The sequence below is a fragment of the Luteimonas sp. FCS-9 genome, assembly GCF_001014645.1.
In the GTDB taxonomy this organism is placed as follows: Bacteria; Pseudomonadota; Gammaproteobacteria; order Xanthomonadales; family Xanthomonadaceae; genus Luteimonas.
On the sequence record NZ_LASZ01000003.1, the window covers coordinates 76152 to 99662 of the forward strand.

Here is a 23511-nt window from a genome sequence, read left to right on the forward strand (position 1 = left end):
CCGCAGTCTTCCCCCGCGCTCTCCGGAGCGGCCCGATGAAGGGTTCGATCCCGCTCGAGGTCGTCGACGATGGCGGCTCGCTGTACGTCAGCGAGCGCAAGGTCTATCCGCGCGACGTCTCCGGCCGGCTCAACCGGCTGCGCGTGGCCGCAGTGTTCTGGCTGCTGGGCATGTTCTACGTGTTCCCGTGGCTGCGCTGGGACGGCCGCCAGGCGGTGCTGTTCGACCTGCCGGCGCGCAAGTTCCACGTCTTCGGCCTGACCTTCTGGCCGCAGGACTTCCTGTTCCTGGCGCTGCTGCTGATCATCGCGGCGATGGCGCTGTTCTTCTTCACCGCGCTCGCCGGGCGCCTGTTCTGCGGCTACGCGTGTCCGCAGACGGTGTGGACCGAGGTGTTCCTGTGGATGGAGCGCTGGACCGAGGGCGACCGCTCGAAGCGCATGAAGCTCGACGCCGGTCCATGGACCGGCGAGAAGCTGCTGCGCAAGGGCGGCAAGCACCTGATCTGGGCGGTGTTCGCGTTGTGGACCGGCTTCACGTTCGTCGGCTTCTTCACCCCGATCACCGACCTGGCGGCGCGCGCGGCGACGCTGTCGTGGGGCGGCTGGGAAACGTTCTGGGTGCTGTTCTACGCGCTCGCCACCTGGGGCAACGCCGGCTTCCTGCGCGAGCAGGTCTGCAAGTACATGTGTCCCTACGCGCGCTTCCAGAGCGCGATGTTCGACCGCAACACGCTGATCATCGCCTACGACCCGATGCGCGGCGAACCGCGCGGCCCGCGCAAGCGCGGCCTGGGCAGCGTGCTCGAGCGCGGCCGCGGGCTGCTCGACAAGCTGGTCGCCTACGACTACGTGTTCCGCGCCGGCCGCCACCCGTCGGCGGCGAGCCAGAACGCGCAGGCGCGCGGCACGATCACCTGGGACGGCGACCTGGGTGCGGTGGAGCCGCTGCCCAAGTTCGCGCCCGACGCACTGGGCGACTGCATCGACTGCACGATCTGCGTGCAGGTCTGCCCGACCGGCATCGACATCCGCAACGGCCTGCAGTACGAGTGCATCGCCTGCGGCGCCTGCATCGACGCCTGCGACGGCGTCATGGACAAGATGGGCTATCCGCGCGGGCTGATCCGCTACGCCACCCAGAACGCGATCGACGGCAAGGACACGAAGGTGCTGCGGCCGCGGATCTTCGTCTACGGCGCGCTGCTGCTGGCGCTGTGCGCGGCCTGGGCGGTCGGCGTGGGCACGCGCAGCGACCTAATCGTCGAGGTGCTGCGCGACCGCAACGCGCTCTACCGCGAGGCCGACGACGGCAGCACCGAAAACGCCTACACGCTCAAGCTGGTGAACAAGACCGACGCGGCGCGCGAGTTCAGCATCGTCGTCGAGTCGGCAACGCCGGGCATCGAACTGCGCGACAATGCCGATGCCGTGCCGGCGCGGGCGGAGGAAGTGGTCTCGTTCCCGCTGGTGCTCGTCGCGCCAGAGGGCGTGCGCGGCCGCCACGAGGTGCGGTTCGTCGTCGAGAGCGGCGACGGCACGCGCCAGACAGTCGACAGCAGTTTCTTCGGACCGATGTGATGAAAGACGACAAGCGCCCGCTGTGGCGGATCCCGGTGATGTGGCTGGTCATCGGCCTGCCGCTGGCCTCCATCGTCGCCGGCGTCGGGCTGGTGGTGATCGCGACCCGCTCGGGCGGCGCCGACGTGGTGACCGACGACGTGCGCCGCGTCTCGCAGATCCAGACCGCGGACCTGGGACCCGATGCGCGGGCGCGGCAGATGGCGCTGAGCGCGATCGTGCGGATCGATGAATCCGTCGTCGAGGTCATCCCCGCGACCGGCACCTTCCCGCGCAACGCCGCGCTGCAGCTCGTGCTCCAGCATCCGACCCAGTCCCGCGACGACCTGCAGCTGGAACTGGCGCCGACCGAGACGGGGTGGCGTTCGTCCACGCGGATCGACGACGGCCACGACTGGATCCTGCAGCTGGCCCCCGCCGACGGCGCGTGGCGCCTGCACGGACGCCTGCCCAGGCAGCAGCACGCCGCCCGCCTGGCGCCGTCGCTGCAACCCTAGTCGTGCGATGACCGCCGCCGCGCATCCCGCGTCCGCGGGCTGCTTCCATTGCGGCGAGCCGCTGACCGCGCACGCGGTGCGCGCCCCGATCGACGGCGTCGAGCAGGCGTTCTGCTGCGACGGCTGCACGGCCGCGGCGCAGTGGATCCGCCATGCCGACCTGGGCGACTACTACCGCCTGCGCAGCGCGATGCCCGCGCCGGTCGGCAACGAGGCGATCGACTTCGGCATCTGGGACCGCGAGGATCTGCTGCGCGAGCACGCGAACGCGGTGCCCGGCGGGCGCGCGCTCACGCTGCTGACCGACGGCATGCGCTGCGCGGCGTGCGCGTGGCTGATCGACCGCGCACTGCGCCGCGAGGACGGCGTGCTCGACGTCACCGCCAACGCGGTCACCGGCCGCATCCGCATCGCCTGGGACCCGGCGCGCACGCCGTTGTCGCAGGTGCTGCAGCGGCTGGCCGCGCTCGGCTACCGTCCGTACCTGGCCGGCGGCGACGCGCGCGAACGCGCACGGGTGCGCGAGCGCCGGCGCTGGCTGCTGCGGCTGGGCATCGCCGGCCTGGGCACGCTGCAGGCGATGATGTTCGCCGAGGCGCTGTATCTGGACTTCGACCAGCAGATGCCGCTGGCCACGCGCGACTTCTTCCGCTGGATCACGTTCCTGGTGTCCACCCCGGTGGTGTTCTATTCGGGCTGGCCGTTCCTGGCGGGCATGGCGCGCGAACTGCGTCAGCGCCACGTCGGCATGGACACGCTGATCGCGACTTCCACGCTGCTGGCCTACCTCGCCAGCCTGTGGGAGACGATCCGCGGCGGCACCCACGTCTGGTACGACGCGGCGGTGATGTTCGTGTTCCTGCTGCTGGCCGCGCGCATGCTCGAGCAGCGCGCGCGCAACGTCGCGACCGCCCAGGTCGATGCGCTGGCGCGGGCGCGACCGTCGCTGGCGGTGCGCGAGCGGGCCGACGGCACGCGCGAGTCGGTGCCGGCCGTCGAGCTGGCCGCGGGCGACATCGCCTGCGTCGCCGCCGGCGACGTGCTGCCCGCCGACGGCGTGCTGCTCGACGACGCGGCGGTGTTCGAGGAATCGCTGTTGACCGGCGAGTCGGCGCCGGTGCGCCGCGTCGCCGGCGAGGCGCTGTACGCCGGCACGGTCTGCCGCGAATGGCCGGCGCGCGTGCGCGTGACCTGCACCGGCGCCGACACCCGGCTCTCGCAGCTCACCCGGCTGGTCGAGCAGGCGCAGTCGCACCGGCCGCGCCTGGCGCGGGTCGCCGACGGCATCGGCAGCCGCTTCGTCGCCGGCCTGCTGCTGACCGCGCTGGCGGTCTACGTGGGCTGGCGCATCCACGACCCGGCGCGCGCGTTCGAGGTCACGCTGGCGCTGCTCGTGGTCAGTTGCCCCTGCGCGCTGTCGCTGGCGGTGCCCACGGCGCTGGCCACCGCGCACGGCGCGCTGGCCCGGCTCGGCGTGCTCGCGACCCGGGCCGACGCGCTGGAGACGCTCTCGCGCGCGACCGACATGGTCTTCGACAAGACCGGCACGCTGACCGCCGCGCGCTCCGAACTCGACGAGGCGACCGGCTTCGACGGGTTTGATCCAGCACGTGCGCTGCGGATCGCCGCCGCGCTCGAGCGCGACGCCAACCACCCGATCGCGCAGGCGTTCGCGCACATCGTGGCCGATGCGCCCGCCGATGCGGTGGCCGTGGTGCCGGGGCAGGGCGTCGAGGGCACGGTCGAAGGCGTGCGCTGGCGGCTGGGTCAGGCCGGCTTCGCCGCCGCCCGCACCGACGACGGTGCGCTATGGCTCGGCGACGGCGCGCGCGCGGTGGCGCGCTTCACGCTGCGCGAGCACGTGCGCGACGATGCCGCCGCCGCGCTGCAGCGCCTGCGCGGTCTCGGCCTGTCGCTGCACCTGTCCAGCGGCGATGCGCGGGCGCCGGTCGCAGCGCTGGCGACGCGCCTGGGCATCGACGATGCGCACGCGCGGCAGGCACCGGAGGACAAGCTCGCGCTGGTGCGCCGGCTGCAGGCCGAGGGCCGCACCGTGGCGATGATCGGCGACGGCCTCAACGACGCGCCAGTGCTGGCCGGCGCCGACGTCTCGATCGCGATGGGCGAGGGCGCCTCGCTCGCGCAGCGCGCCGCCGACCTGGTGACGACCGGTTCGACGCTGGCGCGGATTCCGGCGACGATCGAGGTCGCGCGGCGCACCCGGCGGGTGATCCGGCAGAACCTGGGCTGGGCGATGGGCTACAACCTGCTGGCGATCCCGCTGGCCGCCGCGGGGCTGGTGACGCCGTGGATCGCGGCGCTGGGCATGGCATTGTCGTCGCTGATCGTCACCGCCAACGCGCTGCGCCTGACCCGGGCGCCGGCGACCGGAGAACCGCGATGAGAATCCTCCTGCTGCTGATCCCGATCAGCCTCGTGCTGCTGGGCATCGCGATCGCCGCGTTCGTCTGGGCGGTCAAGCGCGGCCAGTTCGACGACCTCGACACGCCGGCGCTCGACATCCTGGTCGACGACGACGGCCGCGACGACGCGGGCCGGGCGCCCGCCATCCGCCCGCCGCAGGCGCCGGCGGCGCAGGATCGGCCGCGTGCCGATTGACTGGCTCGTGGTGCTGGCCGCGCTGACCAGCGGCCTGCTGGGTGGCCTGCACTGCGCGGCGATGTGCGGCGGCATCGCGACCGGCTTCTCGGCCGCGTCGCCGTCCGGCGGCTGGCCGCACGCGCTGCAGGTCAACCTGGGCCGTGTCGGCGGCTACGTGCTCGCCGGCGCGATCGTCGGCGGCTTCGGGCACGGACTGGTCGGCGTGTTCGGCAATCCCTGGATCGGCTTCGGGCTGCGCATGCTGCTGGGCGTGGCGCTGGTGCTGGTCGCGCTGCGGCTGTTCGGCCGCGGCGGCTTCGACCTGCTGCGCCGGCCGGGCGCGCGCCTGTGGGCCCGGTTGCAGCCGCTGCAGCGCCGCCTGCTGCCGGCCGACACCGTACCGCGCCGGGTCGCCTTAGGGATGCTGTGGGGTTGGTTGCCCTGCGGGCTCAGCCTGAGCCTGCTGACGGTGGCGTGGATGCAGGCCAGCGTGCCGGGCGGTGCGCTGACGATGGCCGCGTTCGGCCTGGGCACGCTGCCGGTGATGCTGCCGCTGACCTGGTCGGGCCAGCGCATGGGCCGATGGCTGCAGCGCCCGCGACTGCGCGCGCTGGCGGCGTCGCTGGTGCTGGCGGCCGGCCTGCTGACGCTCGCCGGCCCGTGGCTGATGCGGGTGCCGGCGCTGCACGGGCCGCTGTCGGCGATCGGCTGCGTGCCGCCGCCGCTGTCGCCGCATCGCGCGCCGGCGCGCTAGCGTCCGAACGGCGGCACCGGACCGGCGGGCACGATGCCGGTCGGGTTGATCTGCCGGTGGCTCTGGTAGTAGTGGCGCTTGATGTGGTCGAAGTCGACGGTCGGCGCGACCGCCGGGTGGCGGTACAGGCGCTGGGTGTAGGCGAGCAGGGCGGGATAGTCGACCAACCGGCGCAGGTTGCACTTGAAGTGGCCGTGGTAGACCGCGTCGAAGCGCAGCAGCGTCGTGAACAGCCGCCAGTCGGCCTCGGTCAGCGTGTGGCCGCACAGGAACTGTTCGCCCGACAGGCGCAGTTCCAGCCAGTCGAGCGTTGCGAACACCGCCTCGACGGCCTCGTCGTACGCGTCCTGGCGGGTCGCGAAGCCGGCCTTGTAGACGCCGTTGTTGAGCCCGTCGTAGACGCGCGCGTTGACCGCGTCGATCTCCTCGCGCAGGGCCTGGGGGTAATAGTCGCCCTCGGCCGCGCCGACGCCGTCGAAGGCGGCGTTGAACATGCGGATGATGTCGGCCGACTCGTTGCTGACGATGGTGGCGCGTCGGGTGTCCCACAGCACCGGCACGCTGACCCGGCCGGTATAGCGCGGATCGGCAGCCGCGTAGAGCTGCCACACGGTGTCGGCGCCGTTGATCGGATCGGGCACGACGCCCGGCGCCTGCGCGAAGGTCCAGCCGTCGTCGGCCATCAGCCAGTGCGTGACCGACAGCCCGATCATGGCCTGCAGGCCCTTGAGCTCGCGGAAGAGCGTCGTGCGATGCGCCCACGGGCAGGCGCGCGCCACGTAGAGATGGTAGCGGCCGGGCTCGGCGGCGAAGCCGCCCTCGCCCGTGGGGCCGGCGCTGCCGTCGGCGGTGATCCAGTTGCGGAACTGCGTCTGCGGCCGGGCCAGGCGCCCGTCGGCATCGACCAGACCGTCGTCGTCGCGGTGCCAGCGGCCGTCGATCAGCATGCCCATCGTGCGGTCTCTCCAGGCGGCGGGATGGGCAGTGTGCCGCGAGAGGCGTCAAGCACGCGTGCCCGCACGCCGGCGACCGGCGCTTGACGCCGCCACCGGCAGACTGCGGGCCGTCCGAACACGAGATCGCCGATGCACAGCCCGCCGCAGAATCCGCACGACCTCACGCGCCACGACATCCCCGGCATCCTGGCGACCATCGATGCGGAAGTGCGGGCGCGCTTCGACGCGTGCGAGGGCAAGGTCGCCGACTACATTCCCGCACTGGCCTCCGTGCCGCGCGACCGCTTCGGCATGGCCGTCGCCACGCTCGATGGCGAGGTCTACAGCGTCGGGGACGCGCACGAGGCGTTCCCGATCCAGAGCATCTCCAAGGTGCACACGCTCACGCTGGCGCTCGACGCCGCCGGCGACGCGCTGTGGAAGCGGGTGGGGCGCGAGCCGTCGGGCGATCCGTTCAACTCGCTGGTGCAGCTCGAGCACGAGTGCGGCATTCCGCGCAATCCGTTCATCAACGCCGGTGCGCTGGTCGTCGCGGACGTGCTGCTGTCGCGGTACGTGGATCCGGAAAGCACGATTCTCGCGTTCATGCGCGAGCGCTCGGGCAACCCCGAGGTCGGGCGCGACGAGGAGGTCTGGACCTCGGAGCGCCGCAGCGGCCATCGCAACATCGCGCTGGCCAACTTCATTCGCAGCTTCGGCAACATCGAGAACGACGTCGATGCCGTGCTCGACCTCTACTTCTTCCAGTGCGCGCTGCGCATGGATTGCGTGGACCTGGCGCGCAGCGTGCGTTTCCTGGCCGGCCGCGGCGTGTGCCCGGGCACCGGCACGCGTGTGACCAGCGTCGAGCGCAGCACCCGGATCAATGCGGTGATGATGACCTGCGGCACCTACGACGCCGCGGGCGAGTTCGCGTTCCACGTCGGCCTGCCCGCCAAGAGCGGCGTGGGCGGCGGCATCGTCGCCGTGGTGCCGAACGTGCTCGGCCTGTGCGTGTGGTCGCCGCCGCTCGACGACAAGGGCAATTCGGCGCTCGGCGCCTACGCGCTGCACCGCTTCACGCGGATGACCGGGTTGTCGGTGTTCTAGGCGTGGGAATCGCGCGCGCCGCCGGCCGACGGCGCGCGCGTCCGCGGTCACGGGCTCTGGTAGTAGACGTCGTCGATGAACAGGTCCACCGGCTGGCCCGGCGCATCGCCGGCGACCATGAAGAACTGCTTGACCGCGTGCAGGTCGAGATCGTGGAAGGCCGAGAACGGGATGCTGACCTCGTGCCAGGCACCGTCGCGGACCAGGCCGTACTGCTGGCCGCCTGGCGCGAAGCCGATCCAGCTGTCGCCGAACGAGGTGTTGATGCCCACCCGGAACGGCGCCTGGCTGGCGGTGCGCATGCGGAACTTCAGGCTGCCGCCGGCATAGGCGCCCATGTTGCGCACGTCGGTGATGATGCCCAGGCCGAACCAGTCGCCGGGATTGGCGCGGAAGGCCATTAGCTCGCTGCCCTCGAACGGCGCGGCGACGATCGGCGCGAGGTTGTTCCACAGGAACAGGTCCGCGTTGCTGCCGAAGTCCAGCGCGCCGGCCAGGCCGCTGCGCTCGGTGAACACGCCGAAGCGCCCCGCCGGCACGGCGTTGTTGCCGCCCAGGTACAACTCGCTGTCGGGATGGTCCTGGTAGAGCCGGATCCAGTCCACCTCCATGCGGCCGGGCAGCGGCGCGGTGACGCCCTCGGGCGTGTGCACGCCGGTGTAGGTGCCGCCGACGGCGACGTTGAGCAGCAGGTAATGCGGAGCGTGGAACTCGTGCAGTTGCGGGCCCTCCACGTCGGAGATGTCGAACTCGAAGTACTGCTGGCCGTCGATCGAGACGCGGATGAAGTCCGGGTCCCAGGTCAGCTTGTAGACGTGGAAGTCCTGGTGCAGCGGGACCGGGCTGTCGTAGACGTCGTCATGCGAGGCGTGCGAGCCGTTGTAGTCCCAGTGCACCGCCGCGCCGATGCGGCGGTTGGCCATGCCGTCGGCGATCGCCTGCGCCGAGCCGGCCTCCATCAGGTCGATCTCGCCGCGTGCCGGCCACACGCCGACCGCGCCGAGCAGCCAGTACGCCGGCCATACGCCGTTGCCGACCTCGGGAATCTTGATGCGCGCCTCGAGCGTGCCGTACTTGAACTGCACGCGGCCCTCGGTCTTCAGGCGCGCGGACGTGAACGGACTGCCGTCGAAGGTCTCGCGCCGCGCCTCGATGATCAGGCGGCCGTCCTCGATGCGCGCGTTCTCCGGACGGCTGGTGTAGTACTGCATCTCGGCGTTGCCCCAGCCGCACAGGCCGATCTGGCAGCCGGTCCCCACGTCGTAGGTCCAGGTGTTGCCGTCGATCGACGGGTCGTCGAAATTCTCCTGCCAGACGGGTGTCTGGGCATGCGCGGCCGGGGCGAGGGTGGCCGCGGCGCCCAGGCAGGCGACGAGCGGCAGGGCGAACAGGCGTACGCGATCCATGGCGGGCTCCTTGTGTTCGAAAAAGGGAAGCGGCCCGGCGGGGGAGCGAGCCGGACCCGAGCCTGCGTGTGCTTGACAGCGCTGTCAGCCAGCGAGGCACCCGGATGCTTCGTTCCGCGATCGGGTTCACGGAATCACGTGGCGGCCATGTGAAATCCGCGTGCCCGGACACGCCGCAATGCTGCGCGGCAGCACGCCCGGGCGCGGCGTGCGCACGACATCCGACATCGCAGCGCCGCCAACGCCCGGCGGTCCCGAGCATGCGTGATGGCCGGGGTGGGGCTGGGGCGCTGTCCCCACCGCGGCCTGGCGACCTGCACGCGGGCGTGCGGCCCGCTAAGCTGCGCGATCCCGTTCCCGCCCTCTTTTCGCCCATGCCGATCCGCCCGTTGCTGCTGTGCTGCGGCCTGCTCGCCGGATGCGCCGGCGCCGGTCCCGCGCGCGACGCGCGGCCGGCCCAGGAGACCGCCTTGCCCACGTCCCCGTCCGTGTCCGGAACCGCGTTCGCCGTCCCGGCCGACCATCCCGCCGCCGTCGCCGCCGCGGCGGCGCCCGCCCCGCCGCCCGCATTGCCCCAGGTGGCCGGCCTGCGGCTGGGGCGCTTCGCCGGCTTCGAGGCGCTGCTGGTCGAAACACCGCTGGCGACCGCCGCGGTCGCGCTGCACGGCGGCCACCTGCTGTCGTACGTGCCGGCGGGGCAGCAGGACGCGTTGTGGCTGTCGCCGTCGGCCAAGCCGCCGCCGGCTGCGATCCGCGGCGGCACGCCGGTGGTCTGGCCGTACTTCGGGCGGCAGGACCAGACCGGCGACGTGCCGTCGCACGGCTTCGTGCGCACGGTGCGCTGGCGGTTGCTCGCGGCATCGCGCGCCGACGACGGCACGCTGTCGATCGAACTGGCACCGCCGGACTACGCGGACCTCGGCTTGCAGCTGCGGATGACGCTGCGCATCGGCCGGACGCTGGAGCAGACGCTGGCGACGACCAACACCGGCGCCCGCCCGGTCGCGATCACCCAGGCGCTGCATACCTACTTCCACGTCTCGGACGTGGCGCAGGTCCGCGTGCGCGGGCTCGACGGGCTGACCTACCTCGACAAGAACGACGGCTACGCCGCGCATCCGCAGGCCGGCGACTGGGCGCTCGACGACCCGCGCGACCCGGGCCGCAGCGACCGCATCTACCGCGACGCGCCCGGGCGGTACGTGCTCGACGACCCGGGCCTGGGCCGCCGGATCGCGCTGGACGTCGCGGGCAGCCGCTCGCTGGTGGTCTGGAACCCCGGCGCGGCCGCCGCTGCGCGGATGGACGACATCGGCGAGGCGTGGCGCGGCTTCCTGTGCCTGGAGGCTGCCAACGCCGGCCCCGACGTCGTCGCGCTGGCGCCCGGTGCGATCCACCGGCTGACGCAGACCATCCGCGTGCTGTCCGCGACCGGCGGCGCGGGCGACTGACGGCCGGGCGCAGGCCCGGCGTGCCCGGTATGCTTGGCAGTCGGCCGCCCGGCACCGCCGGTGGCGGCCTCCCGAACGTTTTCGATGGAGATCGCGCTTGAAGAAGACCCTGCTGTCCGCGGCGACCGCCGTGGCGATGACGATGGCCGGCACCGCCGCGGCCCACGACCACCGCTGCCTCGACGAGACCTGCACGCTGCAGGCGCTGTTGCCGAGCGAGCCCGGCGCCGGCGGGGCGTCCGCATCGGGCGATGCCGTCGCCGCGCAGCGCATGGGCACCTGGGGCATCGACACCGCGGGCATGGACCCCGCCGTGCGCCCGGGCGAGGATTTCTTCGGCTTTGTGAGCGGCACCTGGGCGAAGACCACGCAGATCCCGTCCGACAAGTCGAGCTACGGTGCCTTCCTGGTGCTGCGCGACCTGTCGGAGGCGCGCGTGCGCCAGCTGGTCGAGGGCTACGACGTCGCCGACGCCGCGCATCCCGACCGCGCCAAGGTCGCCACGCTCTACGCCGGCTTCATGGACCAGGCGGCGATCGAGGCGCTGGGCGCGCAGCCGCTCGCGCCCAAGCTGGCCGCGATCCGCGCCGCGGGCGACAAGGACGCGCTGGCCAGGCTGATGGGCCAGAGCCAGGGCGACTTCGGCCGGAGCTTCTTCGGCCTGGGCGTGTCCGACGACCAGCGCGACCCGGACCGCTACACGCTGTACATGAGCCAGTCGGGCCTGGGCCTGGGCGACCGTGAGATGTACCTGCGCGAGAACTTCGCCCCGCAGCGCGAGCGCTACCAGGCCTACGTGGCGCAACTGCTCGAGCTCGGCGGCTGGGACGCGCCGCAGCGCAACGCCGAGGCCATCCTCGCGCTGGAGACGAAGATCGCCGAGGCGCACTGGACGCGCGCCGAGAGCCGCGACCGCGACAAGACCTACAACCCGGTCGAGCTGTCCGCCTTCGCGACCACCGCGCCCGGCTTCCCGTGGGCCACGTATTTCGCCGCGGCCGGCGTGCAGCAGGCGCCGCGCGCGGTCGTGCGCCAGAGCACCGCGATCCCGAAGATGGCGCAGATCTTCGCCGACACCGACGTCGCCACGCTGCAGGCCTGGCAGGCGTTCCACACCATCGACAACGCGTCGCCGCTGCTGTCGAAGGCGTTCTCCGACGCCCGCTTCGAGTTCCGCAACAAGTTCCTGTCCGGCCAGCCGGAGGAGCAGGAGCGCTGGAAGCGCGGCGTCGCGTTCGCCGAGGGCACGATGGGCGAGGCGATCGGCCGTGACTACGTCGGGCTGTACTTCCCGGCCGATTCGAAGGCCAAGATGGACGAGCTGGTCGCCAACGTGAAGGTGGCGATGGGCGCACGGCTGGAGCAGCTCGACTGGATGGGGCCGGCGACCAAGGCCGAAGCGCGCAGAAAGCTCGACGGCTTCGGCCTGAAGATCGGCCACCCCGAGACCTGGCGCGACTACAGCGGCCTCGAGGTCGAGGCCGGCGACGTGTTCGGCAACGCCGAGCGCTCGCTGGCGTTCGAGTGGGACTACCGCCGCAACCGGCTGGGCAAGGAGGTCGACAAGGGCGAGTGGGGCATGACCCCGCAGACGGTCAACGCCTACTACAACTCGGTCAAGAACGAGATCGTGTTCCCGGCCGCGATCCTGCAGCCGCCGTTCTTCGATCCCCAGGCCGACCCCGCGGTCAACTACGGCGCCATCGGCGGCGTGATCGGCCACGAGATCATCCACGGCTTCGACGACCAGGGGCGCAAGTCCGACGGCGAAGGCGTGCTGCGCGACTGGTGGACGGCCGAGGACGCGGCGAAGTTCGAGGCGCAGGCGGCCAAGCTCGGCGCGCAGTACGAGGCCTACACGTTCCCGCAGCTGCCGGGCATGCACATCAACGGCAAGGTCGCGATGGGCGAAAACATCGGCGACCTGGGCGGCATCACGATCGCGCTCGAGGCCTACCGCCGCTCGCTGGACGGCAAGCCGGCACCGGAGATCGACGGCTTCAGCGGCGAGCAGCGGCTGTTCATGGGCTGGGCGCAGGTGTGGCGCACGCTGTGGCGCGACGATGCGCTGCGCCAGCAGCTGGTCAACGGCACGCATTCGCCGGGCCACATCCGCGCCTTCGCGCCGCTGCGCAACGTCGACGCGTGGTACGACGCGTTCGACGTGACCGAGCGCGATGCGCTGTGGATCGCCCCCGAGGACCGCGTCCGGATCTGGTGATCCTCACGCCGCACGCGTCGCCCCGGGCCCGCCCGGCGTCGACGCGCGCCTGACGCCGGGCGAGCCCGGCGTCGGCGTTTCGCCGGACACCGCAGACCTGCACGCGCGGCGTCCCGCCTGCAGGCACGGTGCCCCCTGTAGGAGCGGCCTTGGCCGCGAGGGCCTTCCCGGGAAAGCTCATCGCGCGCGCGAGCGCGCTCCTACGGGGCGATCGCATCGCGACGGGCGGCGCCCGGCGCGGGCCGCCTCGCCGCTCAGCCGGCGGTCGAGGCCTCGCGGACGTAGGCGTCGACCTCGCGTTCGAGCAGGTCGAGCGGCACGACGCCGGTCAGCAGCACGCGGTTGTGGAACGCGCGCGGGTCGAAGCGGTCGCCGAGCGCGGCGCGCGCCTTGTCGCGCAGCCGGACGATCTCGAGCTGGCCGATCATGTACGAGGTCGCCTGGCCGGGCATGACGACGTAGCGGTCGACCTCGGACGGCGGAATGCCGTAGTCGATCGCCTGCTGGCGGGTCCAGCGCATCGCGTGCAGGCCGGTGTCGACGACCAGCCGACGGGCGCGGAACAGCTCGGCGTCCAGCTGCCCGAGCCGGCCTTCCGGGTCGTCCGCGTACCAGCCTTCCTCGGCCGCCAGGCGCCCGGCGTACAGCGCCCAGCCCTCGCTGAAGGCCGAAATGCCACCCAATGCGCGCGTCTGGCGGAACTTCGGCAGCGCGGCGTTCTCCACCGCCAGCGCGACCTGGAAGTGATGGCCGGGCACGGTCTCGTGGTAGACCAGCGTGCGCAGGCCGAAGCGCGTGAGCCGCTCGGGCCGCAGCGGCATCTGGTAGACGCCCGGGCGCGAGCCGTCGAGCGGCGGCGCGGTGTAGCTGGCGGCCGCGCTGGCCCAGCGGTACTCCGGGTAGGGCCGGGCGATCACCGCCGAGCGCGGGCGGATGTCGAACAGCGCGTCGCTGCGGCGCTCGGCGTCGCGCATCATCGTCTCGATGTCGGCCATGATCGCCGCGCGCCCGGCGGCGTCGTCGGGATAGGCGAGGTCGCGGCGCAACTGCGCCAGCCGCGCCTCGACGCTGCTGTCGTCGCGCCCGAGCGAGCGCAGGATCGCGTCCATCTCGCCCTCGATGCGCGCGACCTCGCGCAGGCCGATCTCGTGGATCTGCCGTGCGTCCAGGTCGGTGGAGGTGAAGCGGCGCAACTGGTAGGCATAGGCCTGTTCGCCGTCGGGGAAGCGCCACAGGCCGGCATCGTCGGTCGCGCGCGGCAGCTGCGCTTCGAGCTCGGCGATCGCACGCGACCAGGCCGGGTACACGCTGTCGCGCACGATGCGCGTCGCCGCCTCGACGGAGGACTGGCGCGTGGCGGCATCGAGCCCGTCGACGCCCTGCAGCCGTTCGTCGAACGTCGCGACCAGCGGATTGCGCTGCGGCGGCGCGGCCACGAACTGGCGCATCTGCGCGATCGTCGCCTCGAGGATGAAGCGCGGAGGCAGGATGCCGCGCGCGGCCAGTGCGTGGGCCTGCGCGGTGGCTTCGTCCATCCGGGCCTCGAACAGATCCAGCCTGGCGAGGTAGCTGTCGGCATCGCGCGCGTCGCGCACCGGGTGCACGACCGTCATCAGGTTCGGCAGGCCGACGTTGGCGCCGCCGAACTGCTGCAGCGGATACGCGTAGTCGTCGTAGCGGTCGCCTTCGATCAGGCTGCGCAGCTGCCAGGCCATCAACTCGGCCGACACGCGCTCGGTGTCGGACATCGCCGCCGGGTCGAAGCGGGCGAGCTCGACCAGGCCGCGCTCGGCCAGCGCGATCGTCTGTGCGCGGAACGCGGGCGTCTGCGGCGTGAGTTCGCGGTCCAGCTGCCGTTGCAGGGCCTCGTCGAAGTAGCGGCTGGCGGTGGATGCGGACGGCTGCCGGCGCATCCATTCGTCGGAGAACCGCGCGAAGAACGCCGACACCGATGTGTCGGTGCGCTCGGCACTGCCGGCCGGCCGCGACGCGTCCGGGGTCGATGCCGTCGGCGCCGTGCCGCACGCGGCGACGGACAGCGCGGCGGTCAGGGCCAGGGCGAGGGGTGCGATGCGGCGGGATGCGGTCACGGGCGGTTCCATCGGACGAAGGCGCCTGCGATTCTACGCACGCCGCTCACGCGAACAGGAACACCGCGCCGATGATCACGCCCGAAGCGAACAGCAGCATCAGGCAGTAGCCCATGATGTCCTTGATCTTCAGCCCGGCGATCGCCAGCAGTGGCAGCGCGAAGAACGGCTGCAGCATGCTGGTCCACGCATCGCCCCAGGCGACTGCCATCGCCACGCGCGCCAGATCCGCGTCCAGCGCCTGCGCCGCGGGCACCATCACCGGTGCCTGCACCGCCCACTGGCCACCGCCCGACGGCACGAACATGTTGATCAGCCCGGCGGACAGGAACGTCCACAGCGGCAACGTCGAGGCGCTCGCGAACGAGGCGAACCACTCCGACAGCGTGGTCGCCAGCCCCGAGCCGACGAGGATCGCCATGATCCCGGCATAGAACGGGAACTGCACCACGATGCCCGCGCCGCCCTTGATCGCCTCCTGCAGCGCGGCGAGCAACCGCGCCGGCGTGCGGTGCAGCACGATGCCGAGCATCAGGAAGCCGTAGTTGACGATGTTGAGGTTGAGCCCGCCGCCCGTGGCGAAGTGGTCGACCAGGTAGGCCAGCCCGGCCGCGCCGACCGCCACCGACAGGATCCACCCGTGCTCCAGGCGCACTGCCGGCGTGGCGTCGTGCGCGAGCGCCGGCGGCGCGGGGTCGTCGGGCGGCGAGAACAGCACCGCCTCGTCGTCGCCCGGCGTCATCGCGCGGTTGATCAGCGGGATCGCGATCGCCAGCAGCGCGAGGATCAGGAGGTTGAAGGGCGCGAAGATCGTCTCGCTGGTGGGGATCAGCCCCATCGTGTCCTGCAGGAAGTGGCCTTCGGTGGCGATCGTCAGCGGGATCGAGCCCGACAGGCCGCCGTGCCAGACCAGGAAGCCGGAGTAGGCGCTGGCGACGAGCAGGCGGTAGTCCACCCGCACGTGGCGCGCGACCTCGCGCGCGAACAGCGCGCCGATGACCAGGCCGAAGCCCCAGTTGATCCAGTTGGCGATCAGCGCCACCAGCGTGACCACGACGATCGCGTTGCGCGGCGTGCGGCAGCGCGAGGCCAGCGCGGTGAGCATCCGCGCGACCGGCGGCGTGCGCGCGAGGATGAAGCCGGTCACCAGCACCAGCAGCATCTGCATCGAGAAGCCCAGCAGCTCCCAGAAGCCGCCGCCCCAGTGCCGGATCAGCTCCAGCGGCGGCGTGCGTTCGATCGCGAGCGCGGCCGCGGCGGCGATCGCGGTGAAGATCAGCACGAAGACGTAGGCGTCGGGCAGGTAGCGCTCGACCAGGCGGACGGACAGGCGCGTGGCGCGCTGGAACATGGGCGGTCTCCGAAAGCCGGCAAGCCGTCGAAGATACCCGGACCGGCCGCGCGACGCCCTGGGACGATGGTCGATGCCCTTGTCGTGCGCGCCGGCGCGGCAATCGAACCGCAACCGGCAGCGACGCCGTCGTGCGGCGTCGCTGCGTGGGACGGCTCAGCCGTGCACGCGGAAGCGCACGGCGTCGTCGATGAAGTCCTTGTCGCCGAACGGCGCTTCGTTCGAGCCGAACGGCATCTGCGCGCGCAGCTTCCAGCTCGCGGGCAGCGACCAGCGGGCGGCGACCGCGGCGTCGGGCAGCGGGTTGTAGTGCTGCAGGCTGGCGCCGATGCCGGCGTTGGCCAGCGCGGTCCACACCGAGAACTGCGCGATCGCGCTCGAGTGCTCCGACCACACCGGGAAGTTGTCCGCATACAGCGGGAACTGGTCCTGCAGGCTGCGGATCACGTCCTGGTCCTCGTAGAACAGCACGGTACCGGCGCCGGCCGCGAAGCTGTCGATCTTCGCGTCGGTGGCGGCGAAGGCGTCGGCCGGCACGATCGCACGCAGCGCGTCCTTGACGATGCCCCAGAACGCGACGCTCTGGTCGCCGAACAGGATCACCCCGCGCGCGCTCTGCGAATTGAACGACGACGGGCTCAGGCGCACCGCCTCCTGGATCAGTTCGATGGTCGCCTGCTGCGGAATCGGCAGCGAACGCCCGAGGCTGTACTGGGTGCGGCGGCGGCGCGAGGCCTCGAGAAACGGGTTGCTGGACATGCTCGGCTTTCCTGGTGGGGAGGGACGGGCCGCGGTGCGGCGACCGGAAAGTGTGGCGCCGCGCACGCGCCCCGGTAGCGCGGGCGACGGAAAGGAGCGTTTCAGGCTGATGCGGGCTGGGGACGACAACCTTTCCCTGACGGGATGCTTCTGGCTATTGGCGAAAAACAAAAAAGCCGGCATTCCCAAGGGAATGCCGGCTGGGCATTGTGAAGCGATGGGGTCAGCGATAGACGCGATCGCAACGTGTCTCGACGACGCGGTCGCCGCGGGTCTCCTGGCGGTTGCCCTGGACGTTGCGACCGATCGCGCCACCCGCCACGGCGCCGCCGACGGTCGCGATCTTGCGTCCATTGCCGCTGCCGATCTGGTTGCCGATCAGGCCGCCGATGACCGCACCGGCCGCCGTGCCGCCGACGCGATTGGGATCTGTGCTGTTGCGCTGGACCTCGACGTCCTTGCAGACCACGCGGCTGCCGTCGTCGAAGCGGCGCCCCTCGTCCTGGGGGCCGTAGTGCTGGGCGTGGGCGGTTCCGGCCGCAGCCAGCGAAAACAGGCCGAGGCAGGCGAGCGTGCGGAACGTGTTCATGGCGATCTCCACGGAAGGACGGAAGGAACGCCGTCGATGCTCGCAGCGCGTTTGGCAACTCCACATGAAACCCGGGCTTTGGGAGCGCCGCGGTTCAGCGCGCGGGGCGCCGCGTGACGGCTGCGTCGCCGCGTCAGGCGTACTGCATCTTCCGCGTCATGCCGCCATCGACCACGATGTTCTGGCCGGTCACGAAGCCCGATGCCGGCGAGAGCAGATGCACCGCGAGCGCTGCGATGTCTTCCGGCGTGCCGGCCCGGCCGGCAGGGTGCTGGGCGTGGTCGCGCCTCGACAGCTTCGGACGTCGGCGCGCGGCCGGACGCCGCCAGTCGTCGGTCACGATCCAGCCCGGGCTGATCGCGTTCGCCCGCACGCGCGGCCCCTCGCTGATCGCCAGCGCATGCGTGAGCGCGACGAGTCCGCCCTTGGCCGCGGCGTAGGGCTCGGTGTGCGCCTCGGACTGCAGCACCCGGCTGGAGGCGATGTTGACGATCGCGCCCTGCCGTTCGCGCAGCATCGGCAGCGCGTGCTTGCAGCACAGGAACGCGCCGGTGAGGTGCGCGTCGACGAAGCGACGCCATTGCGCCAGCGGCAGCGTGGCGAGGTCGTCGACCTGCGGATCGGCCGGGCCGGCGTTGTTGACCAGGCCGTCGATCGGGCCCAGGCGCGCGGCTGCCTTCCGCAGGAAGCCGCGCACCGACGCCTCGCGGGCGACGTCCAGCGGCGCGAACCAGGCGCGGTCGCCGACGTTCCATTCGGCCAGGCAGGCGGCGCCGGCATCGCGATCCAGATCGCCGATCGCGACGCGCCCACCGGCACCGAGCACCGCCTGCGCGATGCCGCGGCCGATGCCCTGTGCGCCGCCGGTGACGACGACCACGCGGTCGCGCATCGGCAACGGGTCGAGCGGGACGATCGGTGGGGTCAGCGACATCGCGGCACCTGCGGGGCGAAACGGCAGGCCGCAGCGTCGCAGCGGCGGCATCGACGCCGCGTGCAGGCGGCTCAGCCGCCGCGGGTCTTCTTCGCTGCGCCGGTCGCGGCCTTCGGCGGCTCGGCGTCGACGCGCGTCAGCGTGCGGGTGACGCCCAGCACCTCGATGCGCCCGCCGGCCGCGCGGAACCGCGCGAGGTCGGCCGCAATGCGGTCGCTGGTCACGTTCGCGCCCCGGTCGCCGGGCTTGCGCGGGCCTGCGAACAGGTGGCCGGTGCTCGACGCGGTCGCGGGGGAGGCCTGCGGGGCAGGGGGGGACACCGTTTTCTTGGTGCGTGACATCGGTCGCTCCTTCAGTACATCGTCAGGGGAATGCCGCGTCGCCCGCTTTCGGCGTAGTCCTCGCGGACCGAGCGGCAATAGGCGCCGGCCATCGCGAATCGCCGGCAGATCTCGGGACGGCTGTCGTAGATCGAACAGCGCATGCGGGCCGCGTCGATCGCCACGCACCAGCCTTCCTCGTCGCGCGCCATCACGTGCAGGCCCGCGTCGGTGACCTCGACGAACCGGTCCGGCACGTCATCGTCGCCCTGCAGCACCACCGTGAGCCGGCAGCAGACCGCGTCGCAGCGGGCGCAGTCGATCTCCTCTCCCGTCATCGACGGCGCGCCGGACGACGCGAGGCGTGCGACGAAGGCGAGGGCGGGAAGGGGTGATGGCCGGTCATTGCGCTTCCTGGGGAGCGTCGCCCGGGCGGGGCGGTACACGTGGGGGAAGCGAGGCGGGCGACGGCTCAGGTCGCGCGGGACGCGCGGAACGGGCGCAAGGCCCGGCGGCCAGCATAGCACCGCGGGCGCGCAGGTCCCCGCGCCCCGGCGGCGCGGTTCAGGAACGGCGCGTCGTGTAGCTCGCGTTGCCCAGGCCGGTTCCGATCGTCAGCACGCCCCAGCGGCGCACGCCGGTCATGCGCGGGCGTTCGCTCAGGCCCTGGACGACGGCGTCGTTGTGCAGCCGCACCTGCGCCTGGCGGCCGCCGATCCGGTCCAGGCGCGCCTGCAGCGCATCAGCCACGCGGAAGTCGGCGGCCTCCCAGTCGCCGGGCAGGTTGTGCGCGCCGTGCAGGATGGCGCCGTCGGGCGCGACCTGCCCGGGGCAGGCGACCCCGACGAACGGCGCCAGCCGCAGGCCCCGCGTGCGCGCATGCGCGATCAGCCCGTTGAGCATCGCCGCGGTGCGGGTCATCGCCTCGTCGCGGTCGGGCGCGTCGGTCGCGTGCCGCCACTGCGTGCGCTCGAGCACGGTCGCGCGGCTGCCGTCGTCGCGCGCGTCGAGGCGGGGCGCGACGATGCCGCAGCGGATGTTGGTGCCGCCGATGTCGACCGCGAGGAAGGCGTCATGCCGCTGCATCCGCGCCGGGGCCAGCGGCACCCAGCCCAGCAGGCCTGCGTCGTCGCCGTCGTGGCGCAGCAGGGTCAGGTCGACCCCGGCCCGCGCGAGCTTGAGCAGGCGGGCGGCGCGGCGCACCGACAGCGCGCCGGTGCGGTTGCCCGGGAATCCACCGCCGATCACGATCCGCTTCACACCGTCCCACTCCGGCTGCGCGAGGAAGCAGCGGATCACGCCCGCCAGCCGCTCGGCATGGTCCTCGATCGCGGCGTGCACGAGGTGCGCGGCGTCGGGATCGCCGCCGACGAGCACCAGGTCGATCTCCTTCTTGCCGATCGCGTCGGTCGGCGTGCGGCCGAACGGATCGCGGCTGCCGGTGAAGTGGTGGCGCCGGCGCAGGTCCAGCAGCTCGCGGAACGCGCGCTGGCTGGCGCGGTCGCCGATGAAGCCGCCGCCGTCGGCATCGCGCAGCGCGAGGTTGCAGCTGTCGATCGTCAGCCCGGGCAGGCGGGTGGCGGCGTGGCGGTTGCGGTCGTCGCGGGTGCGGGCCATCGGGCGGGGTCGGCCGGAAGTCAGCCGGCATCGTGCCTGGGGTCGCGTCGCGTGGCGTGACGACCGCGTTGCTGGGCCGCGACGCACGCCGCAGGCCCATAGAATGGCCGGCCCGCCGCTTCGCTCGTCGCACCATGGTGTCTGCACCACCGCCGCCCTCGGCGCCACCGTCGCCGGGCCCGGTCCCGCAGGTCTGGGCGCTGCTGGCGCTGGCGAGCCTGGTCGCGTTCTGCGTCAGCGCGGTCGCGCTGCATCTGCTGCGCCCCGATCTCGACCCGGTGCACAGCCAGATGAGCCTGTACCTGATCGGCGCCTGGGGGCCGTGGCTGCAGGCCGCGTACGTCGCGCTCGGCGCCGGGATGGCCGCGCTCGGCTGGGGGCTGCGGCGGGCCACCTGCACCGCCGCACGCAGCGCGGCGCCGTTGCTTCTGTTCGTGCTCGGCGGGCTGTCGCTGGCGACTACGGCATACGCGTGGATGGACCTGCCGGGCATCGACCGCACGCTCGAAGGCCTGATCCACGGCGTCTCCGCGCAGGGTGCGTTCCTGTTCGCGACCACCGGCATGGTGCTCCAGGCGGTGCGCCTGCGCCGCGACGTCGCGTGGCGGGCCTGCGCGCGCTGGGCGCTGCCGTGGGCGCTGCTGTGCTTCGCTTCGATCTGGGTGCTGGCGCTTTGGCGGGACGCGCCGCGCGGGCTGGCGCAGAAGACGGTGATCGCCGCGATCCTGGGCTGGCTGGTCGCGGTCTCGCTCGCACTGTGGCGACGGTCCCGCACGGCGGTGCCGATCCATACGCCCTCGTCGTGAGGCGCGTTCACACCAACCGCACCGGCGCGGTCACAGACTGCGGACCGCCGACGCGACATCCACCACGTCGCGTTTCCACCGACGCTTGGAGAACGACATGATCAAATGGGCCATCATTTTCGCCGTCATCGGCCTCATCGCCGGCGCGCTGGGCTTCACCGGCGTCGCGGGTGCCTCGATGGGCATCGCGAAGTTCCTGTTCTGGGCAGCGATCATCATCGCGGTCGTGCTGTTCGTGCTCGGCCTGACGGTCGCCAAGAAAGTGACCAGTTGACGATCCCGTCGATCCGCAACGCACACAACCGCCGGCATGCCGGCGGTTTTTTTTTGCCCTTCTCCGGGGTGCGGAAATGGGAGCCCAACTTCGGATAGGCAGCAGCCTGCCAGCCGGAAGCCGCTCTTCCCTCGGTCAGGCCATCCTGTCCTGACTCGGGCGCGCGCCATCCATGGCGCTCGTCGCGGCCACCGGCCGTCAGTCCGCTCCCATATACGTTTGCAGTCCCACTTCGGATGGACGCAGCGTCGCCTGCTGGAAGAATTTGCGCGCGCTCGCCATATGGCTGTTCGATCAGTTGTCGCATCCATGTCCAGTGCCTGCCGGGTGCCGTGACCACCAAGCGGATATCGGGCCGCGACTGGGCGCGGTACCCGGCAGGCGCCCACAGGAACGCCACTCCTTGTTCTCGCTCATCTGGGATCGAAAGCCGCCTATCGCTGCAGTCGTCGCGATCGCGCGCGCAACGGACGCGCCGCCGACGCTCAAGCGTCCTTGACGCCAGCGTCGCTAGGCTGACCGCCACCGCTCCGTCGACCGAGGAACCCCCGTGGACCAGACCGTGCACCCTTTTTCCGAACTCTTCGCCCAGCTCGGCCTGCCCGATGACGAGGCCTCGATCCGCGCCTTCATCGCCGAGCATGCCCCGCTGCCCGACGACGTCCGGCTCGAGGAAGCCCCGTTCTGGACGCCCGCCCAGGCGCAGCTGCTGCGCGAGGAACGCATCGAGGACGCGGACTGGATCGTCGTGATCGACCAGCTCAATGTCGCGATGCACGCGACGCCCGATCCATGAGCGGGCGCCGTTGGATCGCGGCCGCACTGCTGGCGCTGGCGCCGCTCGCGTTCTGCGCGCACGCTGCCGGCCCGGCGCCCGGCACGTCGCGGGCCGTCGCCTTCGTCGGCGTCGACGTGCTGCCGATGGACCGCGACGTCCGACTCGATGACCACACCGTCGTCGTGCGCGACGGCCGCATCGTCGAGATCGCCCCGACGGCCGAGGCCCGCGTTCCCGAGGAGGCCGAGCGCATCGACGGCGCAGGGCGCGTGCTGATGCCCGGGCTCGCCGAGATGCACGGCCACGTCCCGGGCGCGGACCGGCCGGAGGAGGTCGAGGACACGCTGCTGCTGTACCTGGCGAACGGCGTGACGCTGGTGCGCAACATGTCCGGCGATCCCTCGCATCCGGCGCTGCGCGCGCGCATCGAATCGGGGGAGGTGGCCGGCCCTACGCTGGTCGTCGCCAGCCCCTGGCTGCGCGGCGAGGACGCGGCGGCGGTCGAGGCGGAGGTCCGTACCCATCGTGCGGCGGGCGCCGAGTTGATCAAGCTCGGCAGCATTCCGGCCGAGGCCTATCCGACGATGGTGCGCACGGCCGATGCGCTCGGCCTGCCGTTCGCCGGGCACATTCCCTCGGGCGTCGGCCTCGTGGCCGCGCTCGACGCCGGGCAGGCCTCGATCGACCATCTCGACCGCTATGTCGAGTTTCTGGTGCCGGGGGCGCCGGTCGCCGACGCGGAGGCCGGCTGGTTCGGCAGTGCCTGGGTGGACCGCGTCGACACCGCGCGCATCGACGAGGCGGTCCGCCGCACGGTCGCCGCCGGGACCTGGAACGTGCCGACGCTGAGCCTGGTCGAGCACATGGCGTCTGCCGAGACGCCCGAACGCATGCTCGCGTGGCCCGAGATGCGCTACATGCCCGCCCGCGAGCGCACGCGCTGGCTGCGCGCGAAGCGCGAGTACGCCCAGCGCCCCGACTTCCAGCCCGACGCGGCCGCACGCCTTGTGGCGTTGCGACGCCAGCTGCTCAAGGCCCTCCACGACGGCGGCGCGCCGATCGCGCTGGGCTCGGATGCGCCGCAGTTCTTCAACGTGCCGGGCTTCTCGGTGCATCGCGAGATGGCGATGATGCAGGCGGCCGGCCTCACCCCCTACGAGGTGCTGGTCACCGGCACGCGCAACCCGGCGCGCGCACTCGGAACGCCCGACGACTTCGGCACCGTCGAGGTGGGACGCCGCGCCGACCTCGTACTGCTCGACGGCGATCCGCGTGAGGCGTTGGCGCATGCGCGCACGCCGGTGGGCGTCATGGTGCGCGGGCAGTGGTGGCCGCGCGACCGGCTGCAGACCGCACTCGAGCGCATCGCCGCACGCAACGCCAGCGGCGAGTGAACGCGATCGCCCCGCACGCAGGCCGCGTGCGGGGCGATGACGGA

21 protein-coding genes and 1 pseudogene are annotated in these 23511 nt (G+C 72.3%); 12 read left to right on the forward strand and 10 right to left on the reverse strand.

Translation table 11 applies throughout. From position 1 onward, the window contains the following. The first annotated feature begins 35 nt into the window (after positions 1-35). The 5 genes from WQ56_RS03625 to WQ56_RS03645 are packed head-to-tail and all read left to right on the forward strand — an operon-like array spanning position 36 to position 5432. On the forward strand, positions 36-1580 hold the full coding sequence (locus tag WQ56_RS03625) for a 4Fe-4S dicluster domain-containing protein (protein ID WP_052772818.1): 1545 nt from the start codon (positions 36-38) through the stop codon (positions 1578-1580). Next, positions 1580-2077 carry a FixH family protein gene (locus WQ56_RS03630; protein ID WP_047135723.1) on the forward strand — a complete coding sequence of 166 codons (498 nt, stop codon included), beginning with the start codon at positions 1580-1582 and terminating at the stop codon, positions 2075-2077. Before WQ56_RS03625 ends, WQ56_RS03630 begins: the two co-directional genes overlap by 1 nt. Before the next feature lie 7 nt (positions 2078-2084). Continuing rightward, entirely contained in the window at positions 2085-4481 is a 2397-nt protein-coding gene (locus WQ56_RS03635; protein WP_047135724.1) for a heavy metal translocating P-type ATPase, read from the forward strand. Further along, the gene (gene ccoS / locus WQ56_RS03640) at positions 4478-4696 is read left to right on the forward strand and encodes a cbb3-type cytochrome oxidase assembly protein CcoS (protein ID WP_047135725.1); all 219 of its coding nucleotides are present in this window, start codon (positions 4478-4480) and stop codon (positions 4694-4696) included. Before WQ56_RS03635 ends, ccoS begins: the two co-directional genes overlap by 4 nt. Next, a complete protein-coding gene (locus tag WQ56_RS03645) occupies positions 4686-5432 on the forward strand; it encodes a sulfite exporter TauE/SafE family protein (protein WP_047135726.1) in 747 nt (248 codons plus the stop codon). Before ccoS ends, WQ56_RS03645 begins: the two co-directional genes overlap by 11 nt. Here WQ56_RS03645 and WQ56_RS03650 read toward each other — a convergent pair. Then, entirely contained in the window at positions 5429-6385 is a 957-nt protein-coding gene (locus tag WQ56_RS03650; RefSeq protein ID WP_047135727.1) for a glutathione S-transferase family protein, read from the reverse strand. The genes WQ56_RS03645 and WQ56_RS03650 overlap by 4 nt on opposite strands. A gap of 132 nt (positions 6386-6517) precedes the next feature. Here WQ56_RS03650 and WQ56_RS03655 point away from each other — a divergent pair, with 132 nt between their 5' ends. After that, positions 6518-7477, forward strand: coding sequence for a glutaminase (locus tag WQ56_RS03655; RefSeq protein ID WP_082132172.1), 960 nt, complete (start codon positions 6518-6520; stop codon positions 7475-7477). 47 nt (positions 7478-7524) lie between these two features. Here WQ56_RS03655 and WQ56_RS03660 read toward each other — a convergent pair whose 3' ends face one another. Next, positions 7525-8883, reverse strand: a complete 1359-nt coding sequence (locus WQ56_RS03660) for a glycoside hydrolase family 16 protein (RefSeq protein ID WP_047135728.1) — start codon at positions 8881-8883, stop codon at positions 7525-7527. Positions 8884-9317: 434 nt separating this feature from the next. On the opposite strand from WQ56_RS03660, the pseudogene WQ56_RS03665 reads away from it, so the two are divergent. Together WQ56_RS03665 and WQ56_RS03670 are read left to right on the forward strand one after the other, a co-directional pair. After that, positions 9318-10334 (forward strand): annotated as a pseudogene (locus WQ56_RS03665) (D-hexose-6-phosphate mutarotase); the annotation flags it as partial. 97 nt (positions 10335-10431) lie between these two features. Beyond that, positions 10432-12555: a M13-type metalloendopeptidase gene (locus WQ56_RS03670; RefSeq protein ID WP_047135729.1), complete on the forward strand. Its 2124-nt coding sequence runs from the start codon at positions 10432-10434 to the stop codon at positions 12553-12555. 254 nt (positions 12556-12809) lie between these two features. Here the strand turns inward: WQ56_RS03670 and WQ56_RS03675 are convergent, their stop codons facing one another. The 8 genes from WQ56_RS03675 to WQ56_RS03710 form a co-directional block, all read right to left on the reverse strand. Next, on the reverse strand, positions 12810-14645 hold the full coding sequence (locus WQ56_RS03675) for a DUF885 domain-containing protein (RefSeq protein ID WP_197076427.1): 1836 nt from the start codon (positions 14643-14645) through the stop codon (positions 12810-12812). Positions 14646-14691: 46 nt separating this feature from the next. Continuing rightward, on the reverse strand, positions 14692-15996 hold the full coding sequence (locus tag WQ56_RS03680) for a TIGR00366 family protein (RefSeq protein ID WP_047135730.1): 1305 nt from the start codon (positions 15994-15996) through the stop codon (positions 14692-14694). A 156-nt stretch (positions 15997-16152) separates the two neighbouring features. After that, on the reverse strand, positions 16153-16755 hold the full coding sequence (locus WQ56_RS03685) for a nitroreductase family protein (protein WP_047135731.1): 603 nt from the start codon (positions 16753-16755) through the stop codon (positions 16153-16155). A 223-nt stretch (positions 16756-16978) separates the two neighbouring features. Then, positions 16979-17344 (reverse strand): glycine zipper 2TM domain-containing protein, encoded by a 366-nt coding sequence (locus WQ56_RS03690; protein ID WP_047135732.1) that lies wholly within the window; start codon positions 17342-17344, stop codon positions 16979-16981. 133 nt (positions 17345-17477) lie between these two features. Continuing rightward, on the reverse strand, positions 17478-18278 hold the full coding sequence (locus tag WQ56_RS03695) for an SDR family oxidoreductase (protein WP_047135733.1): 801 nt from the start codon (positions 18276-18278) through the stop codon (positions 17478-17480). Between the two features lie 71 nt (positions 18279-18349). Further along, on the reverse strand, positions 18350-18619 hold the full coding sequence (locus tag WQ56_RS03700) for a hypothetical protein (RefSeq protein ID WP_052772820.1): 270 nt from the start codon (positions 18617-18619) through the stop codon (positions 18350-18352). Positions 18620-18630: 11 nt separating this feature from the next. After that, positions 18631-18936, reverse strand: coding sequence for a YkgJ family cysteine cluster protein (locus tag WQ56_RS03705; RefSeq protein WP_047135734.1), 306 nt, complete (start codon positions 18934-18936; stop codon positions 18631-18633). A 226-nt stretch (positions 18937-19162) separates the two neighbouring features. Next, positions 19163-20215 carry an ROK family protein gene (locus WQ56_RS03710; protein ID WP_047135735.1) on the reverse strand — a complete coding sequence of 351 codons (1053 nt, stop codon included), beginning with the start codon at positions 20213-20215 and terminating at the stop codon, positions 19163-19165. A gap of 134 nt (positions 20216-20349) precedes the next feature. Here WQ56_RS03710 and WQ56_RS03715 point away from each other — a divergent pair, with 134 nt between their 5' ends. The 4 genes from WQ56_RS03715 to WQ56_RS03730 all read left to right on the forward strand — a co-directional run bounded on the left by WQ56_RS03715 (position 20350) and on the right by WQ56_RS03730 (position 23467). Next, entirely contained in the window at positions 20350-21021 is a 672-nt protein-coding gene (locus tag WQ56_RS03715; RefSeq protein ID WP_082132175.1) for a DUF998 domain-containing protein, read from the forward strand. 97 nt (positions 21022-21118) lie between these two features. After that, on the forward strand, positions 21119-21295 hold the full coding sequence (locus WQ56_RS03720; RefSeq protein WP_047135909.1) for a DUF1328 domain-containing protein: 177 nt from the start codon (positions 21119-21121) through the stop codon (positions 21293-21295). A gap of 550 nt (positions 21296-21845) precedes the next feature. Then, positions 21846-22091 (forward strand): DUF2789 domain-containing protein, encoded by a 246-nt coding sequence (locus WQ56_RS03725; protein ID WP_047135736.1) that lies wholly within the window; start codon positions 21846-21848, stop codon positions 22089-22091. Next, on the forward strand, positions 22088-23467 hold the full coding sequence (locus WQ56_RS03730; protein ID WP_052772822.1) for an amidohydrolase family protein: 1380 nt from the start codon (positions 22088-22090) through the stop codon (positions 23465-23467). Before WQ56_RS03725 ends, WQ56_RS03730 begins: the two co-directional genes overlap by 4 nt. The last annotated feature ends 44 nt before the right edge of the window (positions 23468-23511 follow it).

Excerpts from the sequence above, each read along its gene's own strand:
- WQ56_RS03625 (WP_052772818.1), top strand. The coding sequence starts at position 36 with ATGAAGGGTTCGATCCCGCTCGAGGTCGTCGACGATGGCGGCTCGCTG.
- WQ56_RS03630 (WP_047135723.1), top strand. The coding sequence starts at position 1,580 with ATGAAAGACGACAAGCGCCCGCTGTGGCGGATCCCGGTGATGTGGCTG.
- WQ56_RS03635 (WP_047135724.1), top strand. The coding sequence starts at position 2,085 with ATGACCGCCGCCGCGCATCCCGCGTCCGCGGGCTGCTTCCATTGCGGC.
- ccoS (WP_047135725.1), top strand. The coding sequence starts at position 4,478 with ATGAGAATCCTCCTGCTGCTGATCCCGATCAGCCTCGTGCTGCTGGGC.
- WQ56_RS03650 (WP_047135727.1), bottom strand. The coding sequence starts at position 6,385 with ATGGGCATGCTGATCGACGGCCGCTGGCACCGCGACGACGACGGTCTG.
- WQ56_RS03655 (WP_082132172.1), top strand. The coding sequence starts at position 6,518 with ATGCACAGCCCGCCGCAGAATCCGCACGACCTCACGCGCCACGACATC.
- WQ56_RS03660 (WP_047135728.1), bottom strand. The coding sequence starts at position 8,883 with ATGGATCGCGTACGCCTGTTCGCCCTGCCGCTCGTCGCCTGCCTGGGC.
- WQ56_RS03680 (WP_047135730.1), bottom strand. The coding sequence starts at position 15,996 with ATGTTCCAGCGCGCCACGCGCCTGTCCGTCCGCCTGGTCGAGCGCTAC.
- WQ56_RS03685 (WP_047135731.1), bottom strand. The coding sequence starts at position 16,755 with ATGTCCAGCAACCCGTTTCTCGAGGCCTCGCGCCGCCGCCGCACCCAG.
- WQ56_RS03690 (WP_047135732.1), bottom strand. The coding sequence starts at position 17,344 with ATGAACACGTTCCGCACGCTCGCCTGCCTCGGCCTGTTTTCGCTGGCT.
- WQ56_RS03695 (WP_047135733.1), bottom strand. The coding sequence starts at position 18,278 with ATGTCGCTGACCCCACCGATCGTCCCGCTCGACCCGTTGCCGATGCGC.
- WQ56_RS03700 (WP_052772820.1), bottom strand. The coding sequence starts at position 18,619 with ATGTCACGCACCAAGAAAACGGTGTCCCCCCCTGCCCCGCAGGCCTCC.
- WQ56_RS03705 (WP_047135734.1), bottom strand. The coding sequence starts at position 18,936 with ATGACGGGAGAGGAGATCGACTGCGCCCGCTGCGACGCGGTCTGCTGC.
- WQ56_RS03710 (WP_047135735.1), bottom strand. The coding sequence starts at position 20,215 with ATGGCCCGCACCCGCGACGACCGCAACCGCCACGCCGCCACCCGCCTG.
- WQ56_RS03715 (WP_082132175.1), top strand. The coding sequence starts at position 20,350 with ATGGTGTCTGCACCACCGCCGCCCTCGGCGCCACCGTCGCCGGGCCCG.
- WQ56_RS03720 (WP_047135909.1), top strand. The coding sequence starts at position 21,119 with ATGATCAAATGGGCCATCATTTTCGCCGTCATCGGCCTCATCGCCGGC.
- WQ56_RS03730 (WP_052772822.1), top strand. The coding sequence starts at position 22,088 with ATGAGCGGGCGCCGTTGGATCGCGGCCGCACTGCTGGCGCTGGCGCCG.